The sequence below is a fragment of the Sedimenticola hydrogenitrophicus genome (genome assembly GCF_025175675.1).
GTDB classification, from domain to species: Bacteria; Pseudomonadota; Gammaproteobacteria; order Chromatiales; family Chromatiaceae; genus Sedimenticola; species Sedimenticola hydrogenitrophicus.
This window is the reverse complement of record NZ_JANIOA010000058.1, coordinates 1-19,930: the sequence shown is the minus strand read 5'-3', so window position 1 is coordinate 19,930 and position 19,930 is coordinate 1. Positions and strand designations below refer to the sequence as shown.

Sequence of the window (19,930 nt, the reverse complement as noted above, 5' to 3'; positions counted from 1 at the left end):
ACTTAGTTAAGCTTAAAACTCCCGTCATTCCGGCGCAGGCCGGAATCCAGAGAAGCGACCACCATTGGTGGATATGGATCCCGGCCTGCGCCGGGATGACGATCCACTTACTTTCACGGGAATAGACTGCCTAATTAAGTGCCATTCGGGTCGGCGTCCTTTTTGCAGAGTGCCCAGGGCGGTTTGGCTCCGACCCCGGCGACTATTGGAATTGGGAGGGACAAACCGGCTATGCTGGGGCCGGTTGAGCGGATTTCCACTTGCAATAGGGGGCTTGTATGGAGCAGGACGACTGCCTGGAACTGGCATGTGAGGCGTGGCAGGGGGAACGGATCTGGCCCTCGGCCGAGTACAACCGCCAGGTGGAGCGGCTGAAGCAGGCGATCGGCCGGGAGATCTACCTGGTGGAACTCAGACCGGAGGCGATCAACCTGGGCATCCGCTTCTCCGATACCCCGTTTGAACTGCTTGCCGTGCTCGACTTCCCCAGACCCGACCCGGCCCACGGACTCACCCCCCACCTGATCCTGCTGGACGACGGCCGCGGCATCAACCTGGGGCGCCTCGCCCGCATCACCATCGACACCCCCTACAGCCCCCCGGCCGAGAATATCCTCTACCAGGAGTCGTTCCTGATGCAGCGCCTGCTGCTGCGCGAGCGCCGCCTCAGCGAGGCGTCCATTGCGGAACGTTCCAAGCTGCTGCTGGGCCGATTCCTGGGTAAACGGCCGGACAAGCGGCTGACAGGGGAGTGAAGCCTCGGAGCTGAGGGTGATATAGTGACCCCATAACAAAAAACCGCTCACCTGGAGAGCCGCTATGGAGATAGGTACCTTCGTCACCCTGGGCATTCTGGCCGTCGTCGCCTTTTACGTCATCGCCATATACAACGGCCTGGTCAACCTGAAACACGCCGTCAGCAAAGCGTGGGCCAACATCGATGTGCTGATGAAGCAGCGCCACGACGAGCTGCCCAAACTGGTGGAGACCTGCAAGCAGTACATGCAGTACGAGCAGGAGACCCTGGAGCGGGTGATGCAGGCGCGCGCCGCCGTCTCCAGCGCCCGGGAGCAAGGCGACATCGGCGCCCTGGGCGGTGCCGAGAACCAGCTGCGGCTGGGCCTGGGCAACCTGTTCGCGGTGGCCGAGGCCTATCCCGACCTCAAGGCCAACGAGACCTTCCAGCATCTGCAGGGCCGTATCTCCGGCCTGGAGAACAGCATCGCCGACCGCCGCGAGTACTACAACGAGAGCGTCAACAACAACAATGTGCGCATCGAGCAGTTTCCCGACCTGATCGTCGCCCGGCTGTTCAACTTCAAGGCCGCCGAGCTGCTGGAGTTCTCCGCCGAGGAGAAGCAGGACGTTGACCTGAAATCGCTGTTTAACGGATGAGCCTGAGCGAACAGTTCCTCCACCTCTCGCAATTCGAGTTCTGGGCCCTGCTGCTGGCCTGTGCCGGCGCGGCCCTGGCCGGCCTCTATTTCGCCTTTCGCTGGCTGGGCCGCGCCCGCCTGATCGAGGATGCCCCCACCGCCCGGATCCGCTCCGCCCACCAGGGCTACGTGGAACTGACCGGCGATGCCCGCCTGATGGACGGAGAACCGATCCTCGCCCCCCTCACCGGGATCGACTGCTGCTGGTACCGCTACCGCATCGAGAAGCGCGGCGACAAGCACTGGCGCACCCTGGAGAGCGACACCAGCGACCACCTGTTCCTGCTCGACGACGGCACCGGGCGCTGCCTGATCGACCCCGAGGGGGCCGAGGTGACTCCCAGCGACCGCAGCGTCTGGTACGGCGCTGGGCGTTACCCGCTGGACCGCTCACCCTTGCGGCAGCGGGTACAGCGCACACCGCTGCTGCAGCTGGCACGCTTCCTTAACCAGCAGATCGGCCAGGGCCGCTACCGCTACACCGAAGAGCGCATCTACCCCGGCGACCGGCTCTACGGCATCGGCCTGTTCAAGAGCCTGGACGACCTGGATCACCGGCAGTCCCGGGCGGAGCTGCGGCGCGGACTGCTGGGCGAATGGAAGCGGGACCGGGCGCTGTTGCTGGCCCGTTTCGACCTGAACCGCGATGGGACAATCGATCACCGGGAGTGGGAGATGGCGCGCCGGGCGGCCGAGACCCAGGCTCGCCTGGTCCACGCAGAGCAACAACGCCACCTGGTCCAGCACACCCTGAACGCACCCGCCTCCAGCCGTCACCCCTTCCTGCTCTCCACCCTGGCCGATTTCGAACTGGTACGGCGCTACCGGCTCAAGGCGTTCGGCGCCATCACACTGTTTTTTCTCGGCGGCAGCGCCGCCGTCTGGCTGCTGGGCCTGCGCCTGAGCCAGTAGAAGTCCCATGGGGTCGGAGTCAAGCCGCACCGATCCCAGGAATTTTTTATGGACTACTGCAGCTTGACTCCGACCCCTTACCGTCCCATGGTTGCCCTGCCGCTGAACGGCATCTGACCACGGGCAGGCACGGGGGCCTGCCCCTACGCCCCTACTGAACCGGTAAGGGCCACTCACCCCGGGATTCGATTTATGTAAGAATAGGCGATCAATGCCGTACCCCATCGGAGAACCTGTACACCATGGATAACCCGCTGCTGCATCTGGAGGGCCTGCCGCCCTTCAGCCAAATACGCGCCGAACATGTGGAGCCGGCCATCGACCAGCTGCTGGCTGAGAGCCGCGCCCTGACCGCGAAACTGCTGGCCCAGAGCCCGCCCTTCACCTGGGCTAACCTGGTGGAGCCGTTGGAGATCATGGAGGACCGCATCAACCGCGCCTGGTCGCCGGTCAGCCATCTCAACTCGGTACTCAACAGCGAGGAACTGCGCCAGGCCTACAATGCCTGCCTGCCGAAACTCTCCGACTACGGCACCGAGATGGGCCAGAACGCCGAACTCTGCGCCGCCTACCGCTCCGTGTACGAAAACGACACCACGCTGGACGGGGCGCAGCGCAAGCTGCTGGAGAATGCCCTGCGCGACTTCCACCTCTCCGGCGTCGACCTGCCGGCGGAGAAAAAGCAGCGTTTCAAGGAGATCAGCCAGGCCCTCTCCGGCCTGACCAGCAAATACAGCGAAAACGTACTGGACGCCACCAACGCCTGGAGCAAGCTGATCGGCGACCCGGCCGAGCTGGCGGGGCTACCGGAGAGCGCCCTCGGACTGGCCCGGCAGACTGCCGAGCAGCGCGAGGCCGACGGCTGGATGCTGACCCTCGACTTCCCCTCCTACATGCCGGTGATGAGCTATGCCGACAACCGGGCGTTGCGCCGCGAGCTGTACGAGGCCTACGCCACCCGTGCCTCGGACCAGGGACCGCTTGCCGGCCAGTGGGACAACAGCGAGGTCATGGAGCAGATCCTGCGGCTGCGCCACGAGCAGTCGCTGATCCTCGGCTTCGACAACTTCGCCGAACGCTCCATGGCGCGCAAGATGGCCCCCGGCACCGACCGGGTGATCGAGTTTCTAACCGACCTGGCGGAGCGCTCCCGCCCCCAGGCGCAGAAGGAGCTGGAGGAGCTGACCGCCTTTGCCCGCGAACAGCACGGCGTCACCGAACTGGAGGCGTGGGACATCGGCTATTACGGGGAGAAGCTGCGCCAGCACCGCTACGCCATCACCCAGGAGGAGCTGAAACCCTATTTCCCGGAGGCCCAGGTGGTCTCCGGCATGTTCGCCGTGGTGGAGAAACTGTACGGTATCCGCATCAGCGAGATCAGCGATTTCGAGCGCTGGCACCCCACGGTGCGCTTCTTCGAGATCCGCGACGCCGACGGTCACCTGCAGGGCCAGTTCTACCTCGACCTGTACGCGCGCCAGAAGAAGCGCGGCGGCGCCTGGATGGACGAGTGCATCGTGCGCATGTTCACCCCCAGTTGCGACCAGATCCCGGTCGCCTACCTGGTGTGCAACTTCTCGCCCCCGGTGGGCGACAAACCGGCCCTGTTCACCCACGACGAGGTGGAGACCCTGTTCCACGAATTCGGCCACGGCCTGCACCACCTGCTGACCCGGGTCGATTACCCCGGAGTGGCCGGCATCAACGGCGTGGCTTGGGACGCGGTGGAGCTGCCCAGCCAGTTCATGGAGAACTGGTGCTGGGAGCGCGCGGCGCTGGACCTGTTCGCCGCCCACTACCAGAACGGCGAGCCGCTGCCGCAGGCGCTGTACGAGAAGATGATGGCGGCCAAGAACTTCCAATCCGGGATGCAGATGGTGCGGCAGCTGGAGTTCAGCCTGTTCGACTTCCGCATGCACCGCGAGTACGACCCGCAACAGGGTGGCCGGATCTATCAGATCCTCGGCGAGGTACGGGACCAGGTGGCGGTGATCATCCCGCCCGCCATCAACCGCTTCGCCCACGGCTTCTCGCACATCTTCGCCGGCGGTTACGCCGCCGGCTACTACAGCTACAAGTGGGCCGAGGTGCTCTCCGCCGACGCCTTCTCCCTGTTCGAGGAGCGCGGCATTTTTGACCGGGAAACCGGGCAATCCTTCCTGCACAACATCCTGGAACAGGGCGGCTCCCGGGATGCCATGGAGCTGTTCGTCGCCTTCCGCGGCCGTGAGCCCCGGATCGACGCCCTGCTGCGCCACAGCGGCATCAGCGCATGAGGGGCAAGCGCTGGCAGGGCCGGTCGCTGGGCCTGCTTTTGGGTATCGCGCTCGCCGGCACGGCGCTGGTGGGGACGGCACAGGGCGCGCGCATCACCGACAAACTGCTGGCCGGCCTCTATGCCGAACCGGACTCCGCCGGCCAGCCGACCCGGGTGCTGCCCAGCGACACCCCGCTGGAACGGCTGGAGCAGCAGGGTGACTTCACCAAGGTGCGGTTGGGGGACGGCAGCGAGGGTTGGGTGGAGAGCCGTTTCATCACCGATGAGAAGCCGGCCCGGGTGATGCTCCTGGAGCTGCAGGCGAAGAACAGCCAGCTGCAGCAGCAGCTGCGTGCCGCCGAGCGCCAGCTCAAGGCGCGGGGCGAGGATGCGGATGCCGCCGCGGATCCCGAGGTAAGCACCCTGAAACAGCAGCTGACGGACCTCCGGGCCGAGAACACCCTGCTGAAACGCGAGCAATCGACCGGCGACGACCCCAGGGCGGAGCGCGCGATCCTGACCCGGCGTGTCGCCGAGCTGGAACAGCAGCTGGCGGAGGCCGTCGCGACAACCGACACGAACCCGGAACTGGAGGCGCTGCAGCAGGCCAACCGGCAGCTGCAGCAGCGCCTGGAGCAGATCGCCCGGCTGGCCGGCGTTCCGGAAACCACGCCCCCCGCCAGCGAAACACTGCTTGGTCGCTTCCAGGTTTGGGAGCTGCCATTACTGTTACTGGCGATGCTGTTCAGCTTTATCGGTGGGGTGGCCTTTAAAAATTATCGCCTGGCCAAACGCTACGGTGGTTTCCGTATCTAGTGCTCCAGTTTAATGTTGCCGGGTAAAGCTGTTTCAGTTTCGTAGGGTGGATGCAGGTGAGGTGTCGGAGTCAAACCAGCCGTCCGCCGTGCGATCAGGTCACCCGACCGAGCCTGGTTTGACTCCGACACCTGGGGGTTTAGCCACCCTACAAAAGTACATTATCAAAATCAAATTGAAGAAGTACCAGGGGCTCAATGAAATACTCGGATCTGCGTGACTTTATCGACAAACTGGAGACCCTGGGGGAGCTGAAGCGAATCAGCATCGAGGTGGACCCCCACCTGGAGGTGACCGAGATCTGCGACCGCACCCTGCGCGCCGGCGGCCCCGCCCTGCTGTTCGAGCGGGTCAAGGGCTCCGCCTTCCCGTTGCTCGGCAACCTGTTCGGCACCCCGCGACGGGTCGCCCTCGGCATGGGCGAAGAGTCGGTGGAGGCGCTGCGCGAGGTGGGCAAGCTGCTGGCCATGCTCAAGGAGCCGGAGCCGCCGAAGGGGATGAAAGATGCCTGGTCCAAGCTGCCGGTGTTCCGCAAGGTGCTAGACATGGCCCCCAAGGAGGTGAAACACCCGCCCTGCCAGGCGGTGGTGATCGAGGGGGAGGCGGTCGATCTGGGGGCGCTACCGGTGCAGACCTGTTGGCCCGGCGACGCCGGCCCGCTCATCACCTGGGGCCTGGTGGTCACCCGCGGTCCGGAGAAGAGCCGCCAGAACCTGGGTATCTACCGCATGCAGGTGATCGGCCACAACCGGGTGATCATGCGCTGGCTCTCCCACCGCGGCGGCGCGCTGGACTTCCGCGACTGGCAGCAACGCCATCCCGGCGAGCCGTTCCCGGTCAGCGTCGCCCTGGGGGCCGACCCGGCCACCATCCTGGCGGCCGTCACCCCGGTGCCGGACAGCCTCTCCGAGTACGCCTTCGCCGGGCTGCTGCGCGGCAGCCGCACCGAGGTGGCGCGCTGCCTGGGCAACGAGCTGCAGGTGCCGGCCGCGGCCGAGTTCGTGCTGGAGGGGCACATCCTGCCCGACGACCTGGCCCCGGAGGGGCCGTTCGGCGATCACACCGGCTACTACAACGAGGTGGACCGGTTCCCGGTGTTCACCATCGAGCGCATCACCCGGCGCCGCGACCCGATCTACCACAGCACCTACACCGGCCGGCCGCCGGACGAACCGGCCATCCTCGGGGTGGCGCTGAACGAGGTGTTCGTGCCGATCCTGCAGAAGCAGTTCCCGGAGATCGTCGACTTCTACCTGCCGCCGGAGGGCTGCTCCTACCGCATGGCGGTGGTGTCGATGAAGAAGCAGTACCCGGGCCACGCCAAGCGGGTGATGCTGGGCATCTGGTCGTTCCTGCGCCAGTTCATGTATACCAAGTTCGTTATCGTCACCGACGACGACGTCAACGTGCGCGACTGGAATGACGTGATCTGGGCCATGACCACGCGCATGGATCCGGCCCGCGACACCACCCTGATCGAGAACACGCCCATCGACTACCTCGACTTCGCCTCGCCGGTCTCCGGCCTCGGCTCCAAGATCGGTTTCGATGCCACCAACAAGTGGCCGGGGGAGACCACGCGCGAATGGGGCCGGCCGATCGCCATGGACGCGGCAGTGAAGCAGCGGGTGGACGAAATTTGGGACAACCTGGAGATTCCGATTCCGGGAGATTGAATCGCCCTACCGGTCTGGGGCTATAATTGCGGACCAGCGATAACAAGAAAAGAGGAGAGTGAAGATGCGCACCATCATGCTGATGAATGCCAAGGGGGGCTGCGGCAAGACCACGCTGGCGACCAATATCGCCACCTGGTTCGCCGATGAAGGTGCGACGGTGGCACTCGCCGACTTCGACCCGCAGGGATCTTCGCTGGACTGGCTGGAAGCGCGCAAGGACTATGTGGGGATACCCAGCATCGAGGGGATCGACGCCACCCAGGGGATGCTACAGCCGGCCAAGGGCACCGATTACCTGATCATGGACGCCCCCGCCGGTACCCACGGTCCGGTCATCAACCAGATACTGAAACAGGTCCAGTCGCTGATTATACCGGTACTCCCCTCACCCATCGACATCCGTGCCTGCAGCCGCTTTCTGGAGGAGCTGCTGAAGAGCGGCCGGGTCACCCGCCAACAGACCCGCATCGCCATCGTCGCCAACCGGTCTCGGGAGAACACCCTGATCTACCGGGAGCTGGAGGCCTACCTGGGGCACCTGCAACTGCCGTTCCTGACCCACCTGCGGGAGAGCCAGAACTACATCCGCGCCGCTGAGCGCGGCCTGGGGATCTTCGAGATGGCCCCCTCCCAGGTGTGGCAGGACATCGAACTCTGGGATCCGATCCTGGAGTGGCTGGAGGAGCCGTAGGCCATAGCCCACCGTGCCGCGAACCGATATTTGGAATAGGGCGCCCCGTGGACGGACCTCTTACAGTGGCTCCGCAACATTTCGTCGGGTGGATAAGCCGGTAGGCGTACCCACCGCAGCGATGGCGGATGCGCTGTCGCTTATCTACCCTACATCTACTCCTGATTCATTCCGGAGCTTGGTAGGGTGGGCACGCTTTTTGTGCCCACGCGGAAGGTGCGGCACAGGGCGAAAAGGTGGACACAGACTACGTGCCCACCCTATACGACTGCCCTTTTTCAACGGTATCGCCATTGTCCGGGCAACCACGGGGGGTTGCCCATACCAGAGAATCAACAGCGTGCCGACACATTCACCGGCATCCCTCAAGCCCACTGGCCAGATCCGGGTAGCGCAACTCCACCCCCAGCTCGCGCCGCAGCTTGCCGCTGTCCAGCCGTCGCGACTCCCGCAGATAGGAGAGCATGCCGGCCGACAGCCGGTCCGTGGCTTCGGCCAGGGGGATCTGCGGCGGACGCGGCAACCCCGCCCAGTCGGCCACCTGGTTGAAATAGTCGGTCATATTGCCGGGTGCGCCATCGCTCACGTTGTAGACCTCGCCGTCGCCGCCACGCGCCAGGGCCGCCAGGCAGACCTGCACCAGGTCATCGATATGGATGCGGTTGGTATAGGGCGCCTCGGACTCCCGTACCGTCGGCTCACCCCGCCGCAGGCGCGCCAGCGGCAGCTTGCCCGGCCCGTAGATGCCCGCCACCCGCAGGATCACCAGCGCGCCGCCGCTGGCCCGGCTCCACGCGGCAAACCGCTGTTCGCCATCCCAGCGCCGCCGAGCCCGGTCCACCCGGGGATTGACCGGCCGCGTCTCATCGACCCAGGCACCGGCGCAGTCGCCGTAGACCCCGGTGGTACTCAGATAGACGATGCGCCGCGGCTGGCCCAATTGCTCAAAACCCGAGATGAGCTGCCGCACCCGGGTCTCCTCTGCCCCTTCGCCAAGCGGTGGCGCAAAGTAGAACAGCTCGGTATCCTGGAATGCCGGGGTATCGATCAGTGGCTGATCCAGGTCCAGCACGGCGGCCGCAACCCCCGCCGCCCGCAACCCCTCGGCACTGGCCGTGGTCCGCACCACGCCGGTCACCGGCGCCCCCTGTTGCAGGCAGGCCAGCGCCACCCGCGTCCCCAGATAGCCGCAACCTATAATCACTTTATGCGTCATGGCCTTTGTATTTCACAGTAAAATAGTAGAGAATTTCGCGATACACTAATGAAAACTGAAGGAATTTTATGAGTTTTGTCGTCACGTTAGAACCCAGTGGACACACTTTTACCACAGAAAAGGGGGAAACCATCCTGGAGGCCGCTGATCGTCACGGCATCTCCCTGCCCTACGGCTGCCGCAACGGCGCCTGCGGCAGCTGCGCCACTACCCTGGTATCCGGCAGCGTCATCTATGCGGATGACGATGAGGTGATCACCAGCAACCGGCCGGACGACTACTGCCTGACCTGCCAGGCGATGCCCGGCAGCGATATCACCCTGCGCGCCCACGAGATCGAGGGCGAGGCGGATGAAGTGATCCGCAACCTGATCTGCTCGGTGGAGCAGATGGACCAGCTCTCCCATGACGTGATGCGTGTGTTCCTGCGCCTGCCGGAGAACGAGCGGCTGCAGTATCTGGCCGGCCAGTATCTCGACTTTATCCTGGAGGATGGCCGGCGCCGCGCCTTCTCCATTGCCAACGCACCGCACCACGACGAGCTGATCGAACTGCACATCCGCCATGTGCCGGGCGGCGAATTCACCGACTATGTGTTCGAGCTGATGCAGGTGGGTGACCGCCAGGAGATCGCCGCGCCCATGGGCGGCTTCTATCTGCGCGAGGATTCACATCGACCGCTGATCTTCATGGCCGGCGGTACCGGCTTCGCCCCGCTCAAGGCGGTGATTGAGCACGCCTTTCATATCGGCGACCCGCGCCCCATCCATCTCTACTGGGGGGTACGCAGCCAGCAGGATCTCTACCTCGGCGAACTGGCCGAACAGTGGGCGCGGGAACATGCCCAGCTCGACTTCAAGGCGGTACTCTCGGAACCGGAACCGGACTGGACCGGGGAGCGTGGCTTTGTCCACGAGGCGGTACTGCGGGACCACCCCGACATGAGCCCGTTCGATCTCTACATGAGCGGCCCGCCGGTGATGATCTTCGCCGCCCGCGACGCCTTCGTGGCCGCCGGGCTGGAGCGGGAGCGGATGTTCTCCGACGTCTTCGAGTGGGCCCAGGACAATCCGAACAAATAGAGGCTATGTACTAGTTCGGTGTCGCCCGAGGGGCGGTGCTTTTGCAAGAGCGATTTTCGCGGCGGAGCCACCCCGGCAATGCGCACCACGGCGTAACAATCCCCCCGACCCGTAGGAGCGGCTTGGCCGCGATAAGCCTTCGCGCCAGAGGCGCTCCTACAAAATACGGGACGACTTGACTCCGACCCTCGCGGATGCAATCAGGCTCCGGTGCCGCCGAAGGCCCGCCCCGGGCCAAATTCGCGGCAGAGCCGCTCCTACTGCTTGTTGACCACTTCCAGCTTGGGCCGCTCATTGTTGTCGCCTTGCCCGTTGTCCGTCTTACCGGACGGCAGCTTCAGCGAGGCGGGCAGCTCCAGTGGCGCCGCATGTGCGCTGCTCAGTTCCAGGCCGGCCTTGAAGCAGTTCAGGGCCTTCTCTTTTTCATCCATCCTCTCCAGCAGCGCGCCCAGCGCGCGGTAGGCGTCGCTGCTCGGTTCGATACCGATGCTCGCCTCCAGGTAGGTGCGCGCCTTGCCCCAGAGCTTGTTACCCAGGCAGAGCCGACCCAGGGTCAGCAGCAGTACGGGGCTGCGCGGCTGCGCCTTCAGCCAGCCCTCGGCCACGGACAACTTGCGGGCGCTGTCGTTGGCCGGCACCCGCCCATAGAGCTCCACCAGGTCGTCGCTCCACTGACGGTCGATGGCGTCGCGCAGGGTGCGCTCCACCTGAGCGTGGTCGTTCCGGTTCATCAGGTAATTGACATAGGTGGTGACCATCTCCTCGCGGTAGCGGACCACCCCGGGGATACGGTTCCACACCGTCTGCAGCAGCGTGAGGTTCTCATCCTGGGCGGCACCGCTCAGCTGATGCTGGTACACCCGTAGCTCCAGTGCCTGCAGCTCTTCGGCGTCGACCACCTTGCGTCTCTTCAGCTCCGGCAGCAGCTGGCCCAGCTCCTGCCAGTCGTCCAGCCGCTGGTACAGCTCCTTGAGCAGTTTCAGTACATGGGTATGACGCGGGGCGATCTCGCGCAGATGCTTCAGGGTGGCCAGCGCCTGCTCCAGCTGGGCGTGATCGAGCTGCAACTCGGCCTGGGTCAGGCCCACCGCCACGTCGGCCTCGGGCATGCTTTCATGGGCCAGCTGCAGGTAGTGATCACGCCGCTCGTGGGCGTCCTGCTGCTGGGCGGAGCGGGCCGCCGCCAGGTAGTTAAGCAGGGGGGTTTCCGATTTGCCGGCAAAGCGCACCAGGTCCCGCTCCGCCCCTCGCCAGTTACCCTCGGAGAGCTCGACCAGCCCCTGGGTCAGGGCCTTGCGGGCGCGCCGGGCACCCCGGTGCTCACGCCAGTCGTGCAGCTTGCGCGGGGTGGCACCAATCCGCGAGAGCAGCCGCAAGGTCAGGTAGAGCGCCCCGAACAGCAGCAGATTCATCAGCAGGAAAAAGGCCAGACTCCCTTCAACGGTCCACTGGCCGTAGCCGATCAGGATATAGCCGTTGTCCTCTTTTACCGCCAGCGCCAGCAGCACCGCGGCGGCCAGCCCGAGCAGACCCAGTATCAGAATTCTCATTGCCCACCCTCTTCAGCGGCCGCCTTCACACGCGTCTGCAGCGCCGCGAGGGAGCGGGAGATGTCCGGCAGCCGGGGCTGCAGCTCAACCGTCCGCAGGGCGGCGATCTCCTGCTGCGCCGCCTGGGTGGTGGCCGCGTCAGCCTCGAAGAACTCGCCAAGCCAGCCGGCAGCCTGTTCGAGGCTGTCGGCATAGAGCTTTGGATCGCCTTTCAGCAGCGCCAGTCGCGCCGCCTCCAGCTGCAGTTCAAGGTTCTGGTAGACGAAGAACTGCTGTTCCGGCGGCAACATGGCGCTGACCGGTTTGTCGCGATGACGGATCACCATGACCGATTTGAAGCCCTTCCAGCCATCCTCCAGCAGGGTTTCTAGGCTACGCCCGCCGCTCTCCGGTTGCGTGCCCTCCGGGGCCGGCTGGGCGGGGGTATAAGCGAGTCCGACCATCTTCAGCGCTGCCACCTGTCCCTTCAGGCCACTCAGTCTGGCCGACAGCCCCACAAGATCCAGCCGCTCCACTCCCTTCAGGGTCGCGATATCCTCGGCCAGCAGCCCGCGTACCTCGATCCAGCCCGGATCGCCACTGTCGCGCAGGCGACCATCCGCCGACTGCAGGGCGCGGATGGCGGTCTCCACATCCCCGGTCAGTTGCAGACGGTGATTGGCCACCCGGATCAGGTATTCGGCCTCGGCCGCCATCCAGGCGTTGCTGCTGCGCCCGACCCGGTTGTAAACCGCCTCCAGGGACTGCTGCATCTCACTGGCCTGCCGGTTCAGGCGCTCGCGCTCGTCGGCCAGCTTCTGTTCCTGTGCCGCCAGCGCGCCACGCTGACCGTCGATCTCCTGCTTCTGCCGTTCGAACGCCTCGGCCACCGCCGACAGTCGGCCCTGCAGTGCCTGCTGTTGCGTATCCGCCTTGCCCAGCGCCGCATTCATCTGCAGCAGCGAGGCCTGCAGACCGCTCCAGTACTGATAGCCGAAAGCCAGTACCCCGAACAGCAGCAGCAGCGCCACCAGCGAGAGCGCCAAGGACCATTTGGGCAGAGCGGAGGCGCCGCCGCCGGACGCTGTCCGTTTGGTCGGCGTTGTTTCGATGATTTCGGCATCCTCGATCTGCGACCCCTGCTCCAGCGCCGCCGCTGCCTCATCCTTGTCCGGGTCTTTCACGTCTTTGTTGCTCATGCACTTTTCCATCTAGCTGTGTGTTGTAACCGGCGCGGCCGGTTGATTTGGCTGTCAGGCGACCCCTGGCGGCCGACCCGCCATAAAGACTATATCACCACCTGGCGCCTGGGATCCCTCGCTAGTACCACTTAACCCCCAGGTGTCGGAGTCAAACCAGGCTCGGTCGGGTGACCTGATCGCACGGCGGGCGGCTGGTTTGACTCCGACACCTCACCTGCATCCACCCTACGAAACCGAAACAGCTTCACCCGGCAATATTAAATTGGAAGACTACTGGCGCTCCGTCAGCGATTGCTGGCCCAGACGCAGATCGCCTCGAGCAGCTGCTGCTCGTCGGCGCCCCGCGCCAGATAGACCTCGCCGCAGCCCAGCGCCCGGGCATGCTGGCGCATCCGGTCACAGACCACGATCACCGGCGTCTGTTGCAGCAGCGGCCGCCCCGCCTCGCCCAGCAGGGTAAAGAGATTGTCCAGCAGGATGTTGCTGGTGACCGTGACCACATCCACATCGTCACGCCAGCGATAGAGCAGCGGCGCCGGATCGACGCTGGGACAGGCGCGTTGGTAGACTTCGGCATAATCGACCGTGGCGCCACGCTCCACCAGCACCTCGCCCAGCAGCTCGCGGCCGCCATTGCCGCGCAGGATCAGGATCCGCTTGCCCGCCACCTCCTTCAGCTCCGGGGTCTCCAGCAGCCCCTCGCTGTCGAAGGACGAGTCCGGCACCACGTCCACCGGATAGCCGCTCTCGGCCAGGGTCTGGGCTGTGCGCCTACCCACGGCCGCCAGGGCAACGCCGGCAGGCAGGGTCTGCTCCGGCGCCAGCTTGATGCCCCAGAGTACCGCATTGGGGCTGATGAAGATGGCGATATCGTAGTCGCTCAGTCGCGCCAGCTGCGCGCTGACCCGCTCCGGCTCCTCTGGGTCCTGGATTTCGACCGTGGGAAAACGCAGCGGCACGCCGTCCCGGGCATGGATCAGGCGACACAGGGTGGCGGCCTGGTGCGTGGCCCGGGTAACCAGCACGCCGATCCCGGCCAGGCTGCACTCGGTGGGGGTGGAGAGAAAGGACATGGATGGGCTTCAGCTTTCGTAAAGGTGTTTCAGTACCAGATCGGCACCCTGGCCAAGCAAATCCTCGGCCACGGCGATGCCCAGGGCCTCGGCCTCGGCCGCCGGGCCGCTGATCTCGGCACGCATGATGCGGCTGCCGTCCGGCTCGCCCACCAGGCCACGCATAAACAGCTTGTCATGATTCAGCACCGCGAAACCGGCAATCGGCACCTGGCAGCCGCCCATCAGGCGATGATTCATGGCCCGTTCCGCGCGTACGCAGCAGGCGGTCTCGACATCGTGCAGCGGCCGGATCAGGGCGTTGACCCGCGCATCGTCGCTGCGGCACTCGATGCCGATGGCCCCCTGACCGATCGCCGGCAGGCTCTCCCCGGTCTCTATATAGGAGCTGATGCGCTGCTGGAAGCCCAGCCGCTTGAGGCCCGCGGTGGCCAGGATGATGGCATCGAACTCGCCCTCGTCCAGCTTGCGCAGGCGGGTGTTCACGTTGCCGCGCAGCGCGGCGATCTTCAGGTCCGGCCGGCGGTCGGCCAGCTGGCACTGGCGGCGCAGGCTGGAGGTACCGACCACCGCCCCCTGCGGCAGCTCTTCCAGCCGGCTATAACGGTTGGAGACAAAGGCGTCGCGCGGATCCTCGCGCTCCATGATCACCGCCAGGTGCAGCCCCTCGGGCAGCTCCACCGGTACGTCCTTCATCGAGTGCACCGCAATATCCGCGAGCCCCTCCAGCATCCCCTGTTCCAGCTCCTTGACGAACAATCCCTTGCCGCCGATCTTGGCCAGCGGCGTGTCCAGAATCTTGTCGCCCTGGGTGCTCATGCCGATCAGCTCCACCTCCAGTCCGGGGTGCTCGCGCCGCAACAGCGCGGCGACATGCTCGGCCTGCCACATGGCGAGGGGCGATTTGCGGGTGGCGATACGTAGGGACTGGGACATCACTGTGTTCTCGGTGGAAAAAAGCGCATGCTATAACCTCTGAAGGATACAGGCAAATAGCAAGCGCTTATCGGCTAAGGACCCGCGCAAGAGTAAGTTCCTGTATTCGGTCGCCCCTGGACCCCGCTGGCGGCGTTACGCTTTTTGCCAAGGGAACAGCCATTGCCTGCAAAGCGTGCCTTGCCAGCGTGGCCCAGGAACGCCCTCGGTACTACGGAATTATTCTTGCGCGGGCCCTAAACCTCAAGGTTATCCGGGCACAGCCGATAGGGTGCCCCGTTACTCTCTTTAACTTGTCACTACCATGGCCATCAATTTGATCAACAACGAACTTGCCCTCATCTGCCCCGACCCGGTCATCGGCATCAACCGGGACGGCATCATCACCCTGTTCAACCCGGCCGCCGAGCAGCTGCTCGGCTACCCCAGGGAAGAGATGGTCGGCCGATTCCAGATCGCGGAACTCTATTCCTCCCCGGAGAGCGCCCGGGAGATCAAGCGTCTGATGTACCAGACGGACCACGGCCCCAAGGGCCAGCTCATCGGCCACAAGACCCACCTGCAATCCAGATCCGGCGAGCTGATCCCGATCCAGCTCTCCGCCACCCTGATCGAGAAGCACGGCAAGGAGATCGGCAGTATCGGCTTCTTCCGCGACCTGACCGAACGCCTGGCGCTGGAGCGATCCCTCAAGCTGCTGTCGGTGACCGACAGCCTCACCGGGCTCTACAACCAGCGCCACTTTCATACCGTGCTGAACCAGGAAATCGCCCGCAGCAAGCGCTACAGCCATCCGCTCAGCCTGGTCTGCATCGATCTGGACAACTTCAAATCGGTCAACGACACCCTGGGGCATGTGGAGGGGGACCTCGCCCTGCGCTATGTGGGTGAGGCGATCAACGGCATCCTGCGCAACAGCGATTACGGCTTCCGTTACGGCGGCGACGAATTCATGGTGCTGCTGCCGGAGACGCCGCAGCAGAGCACCCATGCCCTCACCCTGCGGCTGATCGACTATTTCGCCCGCCACATGCCGAGTAATCTGGTGGAGCTCGCCCAGGTGGGCAATCCCGTGGCCCTCAGTATCGGCATCGCCGAGTACAAGGACGACGAACCGGCCGGGGTGTTTATCAAGCGCACCGACCTGGCCATGTATCAGGCCAAGAAACAACCCGGCAGTCTGGCCGTCCTGGCGGAGTGACGGCCGACCCGCTTAGGGCAAATTCAGAATGGGCGGGACCCTGGAGAACCACGGATGCACACAGATAAACACGGATTCGGAATCCTGATCTCCTATCTGTGTGAATCCGTGTCCATCCGTGGTTCCTTACTAACCAGGCTGGGATAACTAAACGGCCATTGAAAGCGGTTCTTAGGAACGGCCACGCAGCAGTTTGCGTATCTCGGGCAGGTGCCGCCGGCTCACCTCCAGTTCGGCGCCGCTGCCGGCCAGCGACACCGCGCAGGTGCCGCTGCCGAGGCGCTTCAGCCCGAGCAGCCGCTCGCGCACGATCAGGGCATTGCGGTGGATGCGGATAAGCCGCTGTGGAAAGCGCTCCTCCAGCGACTTCAGTGACTCCTCCAGCAGCGCCTCGCCGGCGCCATGACAGACCGTCACGTATTTGTGGTCGGCCTGGAAATAGATCACCTCGCTGAGCGGGATACGCCGCAGCCCGCCGCGAAAACTGACACTGATGTAGGCCTCATCCTGCCGCCCCCGCAATGCCTGCAGCGCCTGTAGCTGGGGCCGGTTCAGGCGCCCCGCCTTTTCGATGGCCCGCTGCAGGCGCTCACGGCGGATCGGCTTCAGCAGATAGTCCACGGCGTGGCGCTCGAACGCCGCCAGGGCGTGTTCGTCATAGGCGGTGACAAAGATAACCGCCGGGGGGGTTGCCAGTCCGGCCAGCGAAGCGGCAGCCTCCAGGCCGTCCATCCCCGGCATGCGGATATCCATCAGCACCAGGTCCACCGCGTCCTGGCGGCAGTGGTGCAACGCGTCCAGCCCGTTGTCGGCCTCCCCCACTACCCGGCAGGGTGGCCCGATCTCATCGACCAGGTGACGCAGGCGCGTGCGCGCAAGGGCCTCGTCATCGACAATCAGGATTTTCATGCGAATTCTTCATGTTCGTTTCACTGCTCTTTCCAGGGGTGCGGGAAAACCACCCGCACCTGATGTTCGCCATCCACCTCGCCGACACTCAGGGCGGCCTCTTCATCAAAGAAACCTCGCAGCCGCTCGCGGATATTCTGCAACGCCATGCGGTTGCCGGCACGCCGCGCCTGGCCGCCATCCACCGGCAGGCTGTTGCGGATACTGATGTTGACCCGTTTGCGCCGGTAGCGCCCGGTGATCTGAATCCGGCCCGGTTCGGTGGACGGTTCGATGCCGTGATAGATGGCATTCTCCAGCAGCGGCTGCAGGATCAGCGCCGGTAGTTCGGCATCCAACGGCAGCGCCTCCAGATCCCATTTCACCTGCAGCCGCTCACCCAGCCGCTGCCCCTCGATGCGCAGATAGCCGCGGCACAGTTCGATCTCCTCGCCCAGGCTGGACATGCGCTGGGCATCGGCCAGGGAGGCGCGGAACAGATCAGACAGATCATAGACCACCTCTTCCGCCAGGGCCGGGTCGGTGCGGGTCAGGCTGGCGATGGTGTTCATGCTGTTGAACAGGAAATGGGGCCGGATGCGTGACTGCAGGGCCTGCAGGTGGGCCCGGGATTCCGCCTCCACCTGGAGCCGCCAGCGGTACTGGATGGAGAGATAGTGCAGCAGCACCGCGCAGACGATGGCGCTGATCACCAGGCTCTTGAACAGAAAGTCGCGGCCCCCGGTCAGGTCGAGGAACCAGATCGCCAGCAGCGAGATGACCAGGCTCGCCAGCATCAGCAGGCACCAGCTGATCACGGCCACCTGCCAGGTGCGCAGCTGGCTGATCCACGGCCGCGACAGACAGATCAGGGCACTGCCCATCAGGGCGATCCACTGGATATAGAGGGAACGCAGGCTCAGTTCGCCGGCAAACTCCTGAAACGAGTCGATCGACACCAGGGTGATGATCACCGCCAACAGTTCGGCCGAGATCACCACCCCGAACACCATGCGGACGCTGCAGAAATTGGGCAGATAGGCCGCCCGGCCCCGCTCCGGCGCCCGCCCCTTGCTCCCCTTCTGGGTCATAATCCCCCTTTTTGACTGAACCCTGACCGGAGTCCTGACACAGTTGCACCCTTTGCTGTCATTGCGTACAGGAGCCGAAGTGGATGTAGGGTGGATAAGCCGGTAGGCGCATCCACCCTACATCTACTGTTCGACTTAACGCTGCCCGGAATCCTGATACAATTGCACCGCTTCGGCGGATGGTCCACGGGTACCAGCCCGTATCTTACACTCTCTTAACGGGCGATCTATCCAATGCTTCACACTCACGTAGGAATATTTGTCTCATGAGCGATAAAAAACTCTGGTCCGGCCGCTTCAGCGAGCCCACCGACGCCTTCGTCGAGGCCTTCACCGCCTCGGTGGAGTTCGATCAGCGCCTCTACCGCTATGACATCCAGGGCTCCATCGCCCACGCCACCATGCTGGCGCGGGCCGGCATCCTCAGCACGGCGGAGCGTGACAGCATCATCGCCGGACTGGAGCGGATCCGCGAGCAGATCGAGTCCGGGGAGTTCGACTGGTCGGTGGAGCTGGAGGATGTCCACATGAATGTGGAGGCACGCCTCACCAGCGCCATCGGCGATGCCGGCAAGAAGCTGCATACCGGGCGCTCGCGCAACGACCAGGTGGCCACCGATGTGCGCCTCTACCTGCGCGACGAGATCGAGATCATCCGCGGCGAAATCCTGCGCCTGCAGCACGCCCTGCTGGACAAGGCGGAACAGGAGGCGGAGACCATCCTGCCCGGCTTCACCCACCTGCAGACCGCCCAGCCGGTCACCTTCGGCCACCACCTGATGGCCTGGTTCGAGATGCTGGAGCGGGACCGCGATCGCCTGGCCGACTGCAACAAGCGGGTCAACATCATGCCGCTCGGCTCCGCCGCCCTGGCCGGCACCACCTACCCCATCGACCGCCACTACACCGCCCAGCTGCTGGGTTTCGAGCGGCCGAGCGAGAACTCCCTGGACGCGGTCAGCGACCGCGACTTCGCCATCGAGTTCAGCGCCGCCGCCGCCCTGATCATGATGCACTTGTCGCGCATGTCCGAGGAGCTGATCATCTGGTCCTCGGCCCAGTTCAACTTCATCAACCTCTCCGACAGCTTCTGCACCGGCTCCTCCATCATGCCGCAGAAGAAGAACCCCGACGTACCCGAGCTGGTGCGCGGCAAGACCGGGCGCATCTTCGGCCACCTGATCGGCCTGCTGACCCTGATGAAGGGCCAGCCGCTGGCCTACAACAAGGACAACCAGGAGGACAAGGAGCCGCTGTTCGACACCGTGGACAACCTGAAGGGCTCGCTCAAGGTGTTCGCCGACATGATCCCGGCCATCACCTGCAAGCCGGAGAGCATGCGCGAGGCGGCGCTCAAGGGCTTCGCCACCGCCACCGACCTGGCCGACTACCTGGTGCGCAAGGGCACCCCGTTCCGCGACGCCCACGAGGTGGTGGGCAAGGCGGTGGCGCTGGGGGTCAGCAAGGGCTGCGACCTGGCCGAGCTCAGCCTGGAGGAGCTGCGCGGCTTCTCCGAGCGCATCGACGCCGATGTGTATTCGGTGCTGACCCTGGAGGGCTCGGTGGCCGCGCGCGATCACATCGGCGGCACCGCGCCGGCCCAGGTGCGCGCCGCCATCGGCCGCGCCCGGCAGCGTCTCGCCGGTCAGTAGGCGCTTACCAGCCTGCGGATAAGCCCGCACCCATAGGGCGGGCCGCGGCTGGTGGGGTCATGGGGCAGGGGCACCCGGCTCGCCGGCGCCCACGGGGCGCCGCCATATGCATTCCCACGCAGAGCATGGAAACGAGCCCTAAACCCGTTGGGTTAGCGGCGCACAGGCACTACGCTTTCAGAAAATGACCATCCCGGCGCCGCGTAACCCAACGAATCCGCGACTGCCAAACGGTGGGTTACGGTGCGCACACGGGGCGCCGCCATATG

At 64.9% G+C, this 19,930-nt stretch carries 17 protein-coding genes; 10 read left to right on the top strand and 7 right to left on the bottom strand.

From position 1 onward, the window contains the following. The first annotated feature begins 278 nt into the window (after positions 1-278). From NPX02_RS19705 to NPX02_RS19675, 7 genes are all read left to right on the top strand, one after another. Positions 279-755 carry a hypothetical protein gene (locus tag NPX02_RS19705; RefSeq protein ID WP_260295731.1) on the top strand — a complete coding sequence of 159 codons (477 nt, stop codon included), beginning with the start codon at positions 279-281 and terminating at the stop codon, positions 753-755. A 64-nt stretch (positions 756-819) separates the two neighbouring features. Continuing rightward, entirely contained in the window at positions 820-1,395 is a 576-nt protein-coding gene (locus tag NPX02_RS19700; RefSeq protein ID WP_260295729.1) for a LemA family protein, read from the top strand. Continuing rightward, a complete protein-coding gene (locus tag NPX02_RS19695; protein WP_260295728.1) occupies positions 1,392-2,348 on the top strand; it encodes a GIDE domain-containing protein in 957 nt (318 codons plus the stop codon). The genes NPX02_RS19700 and NPX02_RS19695 overlap by 4 nt, the downstream gene beginning before the upstream one ends. Before the next feature lie 242 nt (positions 2,349-2,590). Then, positions 2,591-4,624, top strand: coding sequence for an oligopeptidase A (gene prlC / locus NPX02_RS19690; RefSeq protein ID WP_260295727.1), 2,034 nt, complete (start codon positions 2,591-2,593; stop codon positions 4,622-4,624). Further along, positions 4,621-5,421 carry a TIGR04211 family SH3 domain-containing protein gene (locus tag NPX02_RS19685; RefSeq protein ID WP_260295726.1) on the top strand — a complete coding sequence of 267 codons (801 nt, stop codon included), beginning with the start codon at positions 4,621-4,623 and terminating at the stop codon, positions 5,419-5,421. The genes prlC and NPX02_RS19685 overlap by 4 nt, the downstream gene beginning before the upstream one ends. A 197-nt stretch (positions 5,422-5,618) precedes the next feature. Beyond that, on the top strand, positions 5,619-7,097 hold the full coding sequence (ubiD, locus tag NPX02_RS19680) for a 4-hydroxy-3-polyprenylbenzoate decarboxylase (protein ID WP_260295725.1): 1,479 nt from the start codon (positions 5,619-5,621) through the stop codon (positions 7,095-7,097). A 64-nt stretch (positions 7,098-7,161) separates the two neighbouring features. Continuing rightward, complete coding sequence (locus NPX02_RS19675; RefSeq protein ID WP_260295724.1) at positions 7,162-7,791, top strand: nucleotide-binding protein; 630 nt, start codon at positions 7,162-7,164, stop codon at positions 7,789-7,791. 352 nt (positions 7,792-8,143) lie between these two features. On the opposite strand, the gene NPX02_RS19670 is transcribed toward NPX02_RS19675, so the two are convergent. Beyond that, positions 8,144-9,007, bottom strand: a complete 864-nt coding sequence (locus NPX02_RS19670; RefSeq protein ID WP_260295723.1) for an SDR family oxidoreductase — start codon at positions 9,005-9,007, stop codon at positions 8,144-8,146. Between the two features lie 68 nt (positions 9,008-9,075). Here NPX02_RS19670 and NPX02_RS19665 point away from each other — a divergent pair, with 68 nt between their 5' ends. Then, a complete protein-coding gene (locus tag NPX02_RS19665) occupies positions 9,076-10,089 on the top strand; it encodes a CDP-6-deoxy-delta-3,4-glucoseen reductase (RefSeq protein WP_260295722.1) in 1,014 nt (337 codons plus the stop codon). 257 nt (positions 10,090-10,346) lie between these two features. On the opposite strand, the gene NPX02_RS19660 is transcribed toward NPX02_RS19665, so the two are convergent. From NPX02_RS19660 to hemC, 4 genes are all read right to left on the bottom strand, one after another. Further along, positions 10,347-11,639, bottom strand: a complete 1,293-nt coding sequence (locus tag NPX02_RS19660; RefSeq protein WP_260295721.1) for a heme biosynthesis HemY N-terminal domain-containing protein — start codon at positions 11,637-11,639, stop codon at positions 10,347-10,349. Next, positions 11,636-12,817: a uroporphyrinogen-III C-methyltransferase gene (locus NPX02_RS19655; protein ID WP_260295720.1), complete on the bottom strand. Its 1,182-nt coding sequence runs from the start codon at positions 12,815-12,817 to the stop codon at positions 11,636-11,638. Before NPX02_RS19655 ends, NPX02_RS19660 begins: the two co-directional genes overlap by 4 nt. A 287-nt stretch (positions 12,818-13,104) precedes the next feature. Beyond that, positions 13,105-13,893, bottom strand: coding sequence for a uroporphyrinogen-III synthase (locus NPX02_RS19650; protein ID WP_260295718.1), 789 nt, complete (start codon positions 13,891-13,893; stop codon positions 13,105-13,107). A gap of 9 nt (positions 13,894-13,902) precedes the next feature. Next, a complete protein-coding gene (gene hemC / locus NPX02_RS19645) occupies positions 13,903-14,829 on the bottom strand; it encodes a hydroxymethylbilane synthase (RefSeq protein WP_260295717.1) in 927 nt (308 codons plus the stop codon). Between the two features lie 304 nt (positions 14,830-15,133). Here hemC and NPX02_RS19640 point away from each other — a divergent pair, with 304 nt between their 5' ends. Continuing rightward, a complete protein-coding gene (locus tag NPX02_RS19640; RefSeq protein WP_260295715.1) occupies positions 15,134-16,030 on the top strand; it encodes a sensor domain-containing diguanylate cyclase in 897 nt (298 codons plus the stop codon). Between the two features lie 171 nt (positions 16,031-16,201). On the opposite strand, the gene NPX02_RS19635 is transcribed toward NPX02_RS19640, so the two are convergent. Further along, positions 16,202-16,939 carry a LytR/AlgR family response regulator transcription factor gene (locus NPX02_RS19635; protein ID WP_260295714.1) on the bottom strand — a complete coding sequence of 246 codons (738 nt, stop codon included), beginning with the start codon at positions 16,937-16,939 and terminating at the stop codon, positions 16,202-16,204. A gap of 20 nt (positions 16,940-16,959) precedes the next feature. Next, complete coding sequence (locus NPX02_RS19630; protein ID WP_260295713.1) at positions 16,960-18,009, bottom strand: sensor histidine kinase; 1,050 nt, start codon at positions 18,007-18,009, stop codon at positions 16,960-16,962. Positions 18,010-18,275: 266 nt separating this feature from the next. On the opposite strand from NPX02_RS19630, the gene argH reads away from it, so the two are divergent. Next, positions 18,276-19,661: an argininosuccinate lyase gene (argH, locus tag NPX02_RS19625; RefSeq protein WP_260295711.1), complete on the top strand. Its 1,386-nt coding sequence runs from the start codon at positions 18,276-18,278 to the stop codon at positions 19,659-19,661. Positions 19,662-19,930: the final 269 nt, after the last annotated feature.

Coding starts and splice junctions, on each gene's coding strand:
- NPX02_RS19705 (WP_260295731.1), top strand. CDS start 279: ATGGAGCAGGACGACTGCCTGGAACTGGCATGTGAGGCGTGGCAGGGG.
- NPX02_RS19700 (WP_260295729.1), top strand. CDS start 820: ATGGAGATAGGTACCTTCGTCACCCTGGGCATTCTGGCCGTCGTCGCC.
- NPX02_RS19695 (WP_260295728.1), top strand. CDS start 1,392: ATGAGCCTGAGCGAACAGTTCCTCCACCTCTCGCAATTCGAGTTCTGG.
- prlC (WP_260295727.1), top strand. CDS start 2,591: ATGGATAACCCGCTGCTGCATCTGGAGGGCCTGCCGCCCTTCAGCCAA.
- NPX02_RS19685 (WP_260295726.1), top strand. CDS start 4,621: ATGAGGGGCAAGCGCTGGCAGGGCCGGTCGCTGGGCCTGCTTTTGGGT.
- ubiD (WP_260295725.1), top strand. CDS start 5,619: ATGAAATACTCGGATCTGCGTGACTTTATCGACAAACTGGAGACCCTG.
- NPX02_RS19675 (WP_260295724.1), top strand. CDS start 7,162: ATGCGCACCATCATGCTGATGAATGCCAAGGGGGGCTGCGGCAAGACC.
- NPX02_RS19670 (WP_260295723.1), bottom strand. CDS start 9,007: ATGACGCATAAAGTGATTATAGGTTGCGGCTATCTGGGGACGCGGGTG.
- NPX02_RS19665 (WP_260295722.1), top strand. CDS start 9,076: ATGAGTTTTGTCGTCACGTTAGAACCCAGTGGACACACTTTTACCACA.
- NPX02_RS19660 (WP_260295721.1), bottom strand. CDS start 11,639: ATGAGAATTCTGATACTGGGTCTGCTCGGGCTGGCCGCCGCGGTGCTG.
- NPX02_RS19655 (WP_260295720.1), bottom strand. CDS start 12,817: ATGAGCAACAAAGACGTGAAAGACCCGGACAAGGATGAGGCAGCGGCG.
- NPX02_RS19650 (WP_260295718.1), bottom strand. CDS start 13,893: ATGTCCTTTCTCTCCACCCCCACCGAGTGCAGCCTGGCCGGGATCGGC.
- hemC (WP_260295717.1), bottom strand. CDS start 14,829: ATGTCCCAGTCCCTACGTATCGCCACCCGCAAATCGCCCCTCGCCATG.
- NPX02_RS19640 (WP_260295715.1), top strand. CDS start 15,134: ATGGCCATCAATTTGATCAACAACGAACTTGCCCTCATCTGCCCCGAC.
- NPX02_RS19635 (WP_260295714.1), bottom strand. CDS start 16,939: ATGAAAATCCTGATTGTCGATGACGAGGCCCTTGCGCGCACGCGCCTG.
- NPX02_RS19630 (WP_260295713.1), bottom strand. CDS start 18,009: ATGACCCAGAAGGGGAGCAAGGGGCGGGCGCCGGAGCGGGGCCGGGCG.
- argH (WP_260295711.1), top strand. CDS start 18,276: ATGAGCGATAAAAAACTCTGGTCCGGCCGCTTCAGCGAGCCCACCGAC.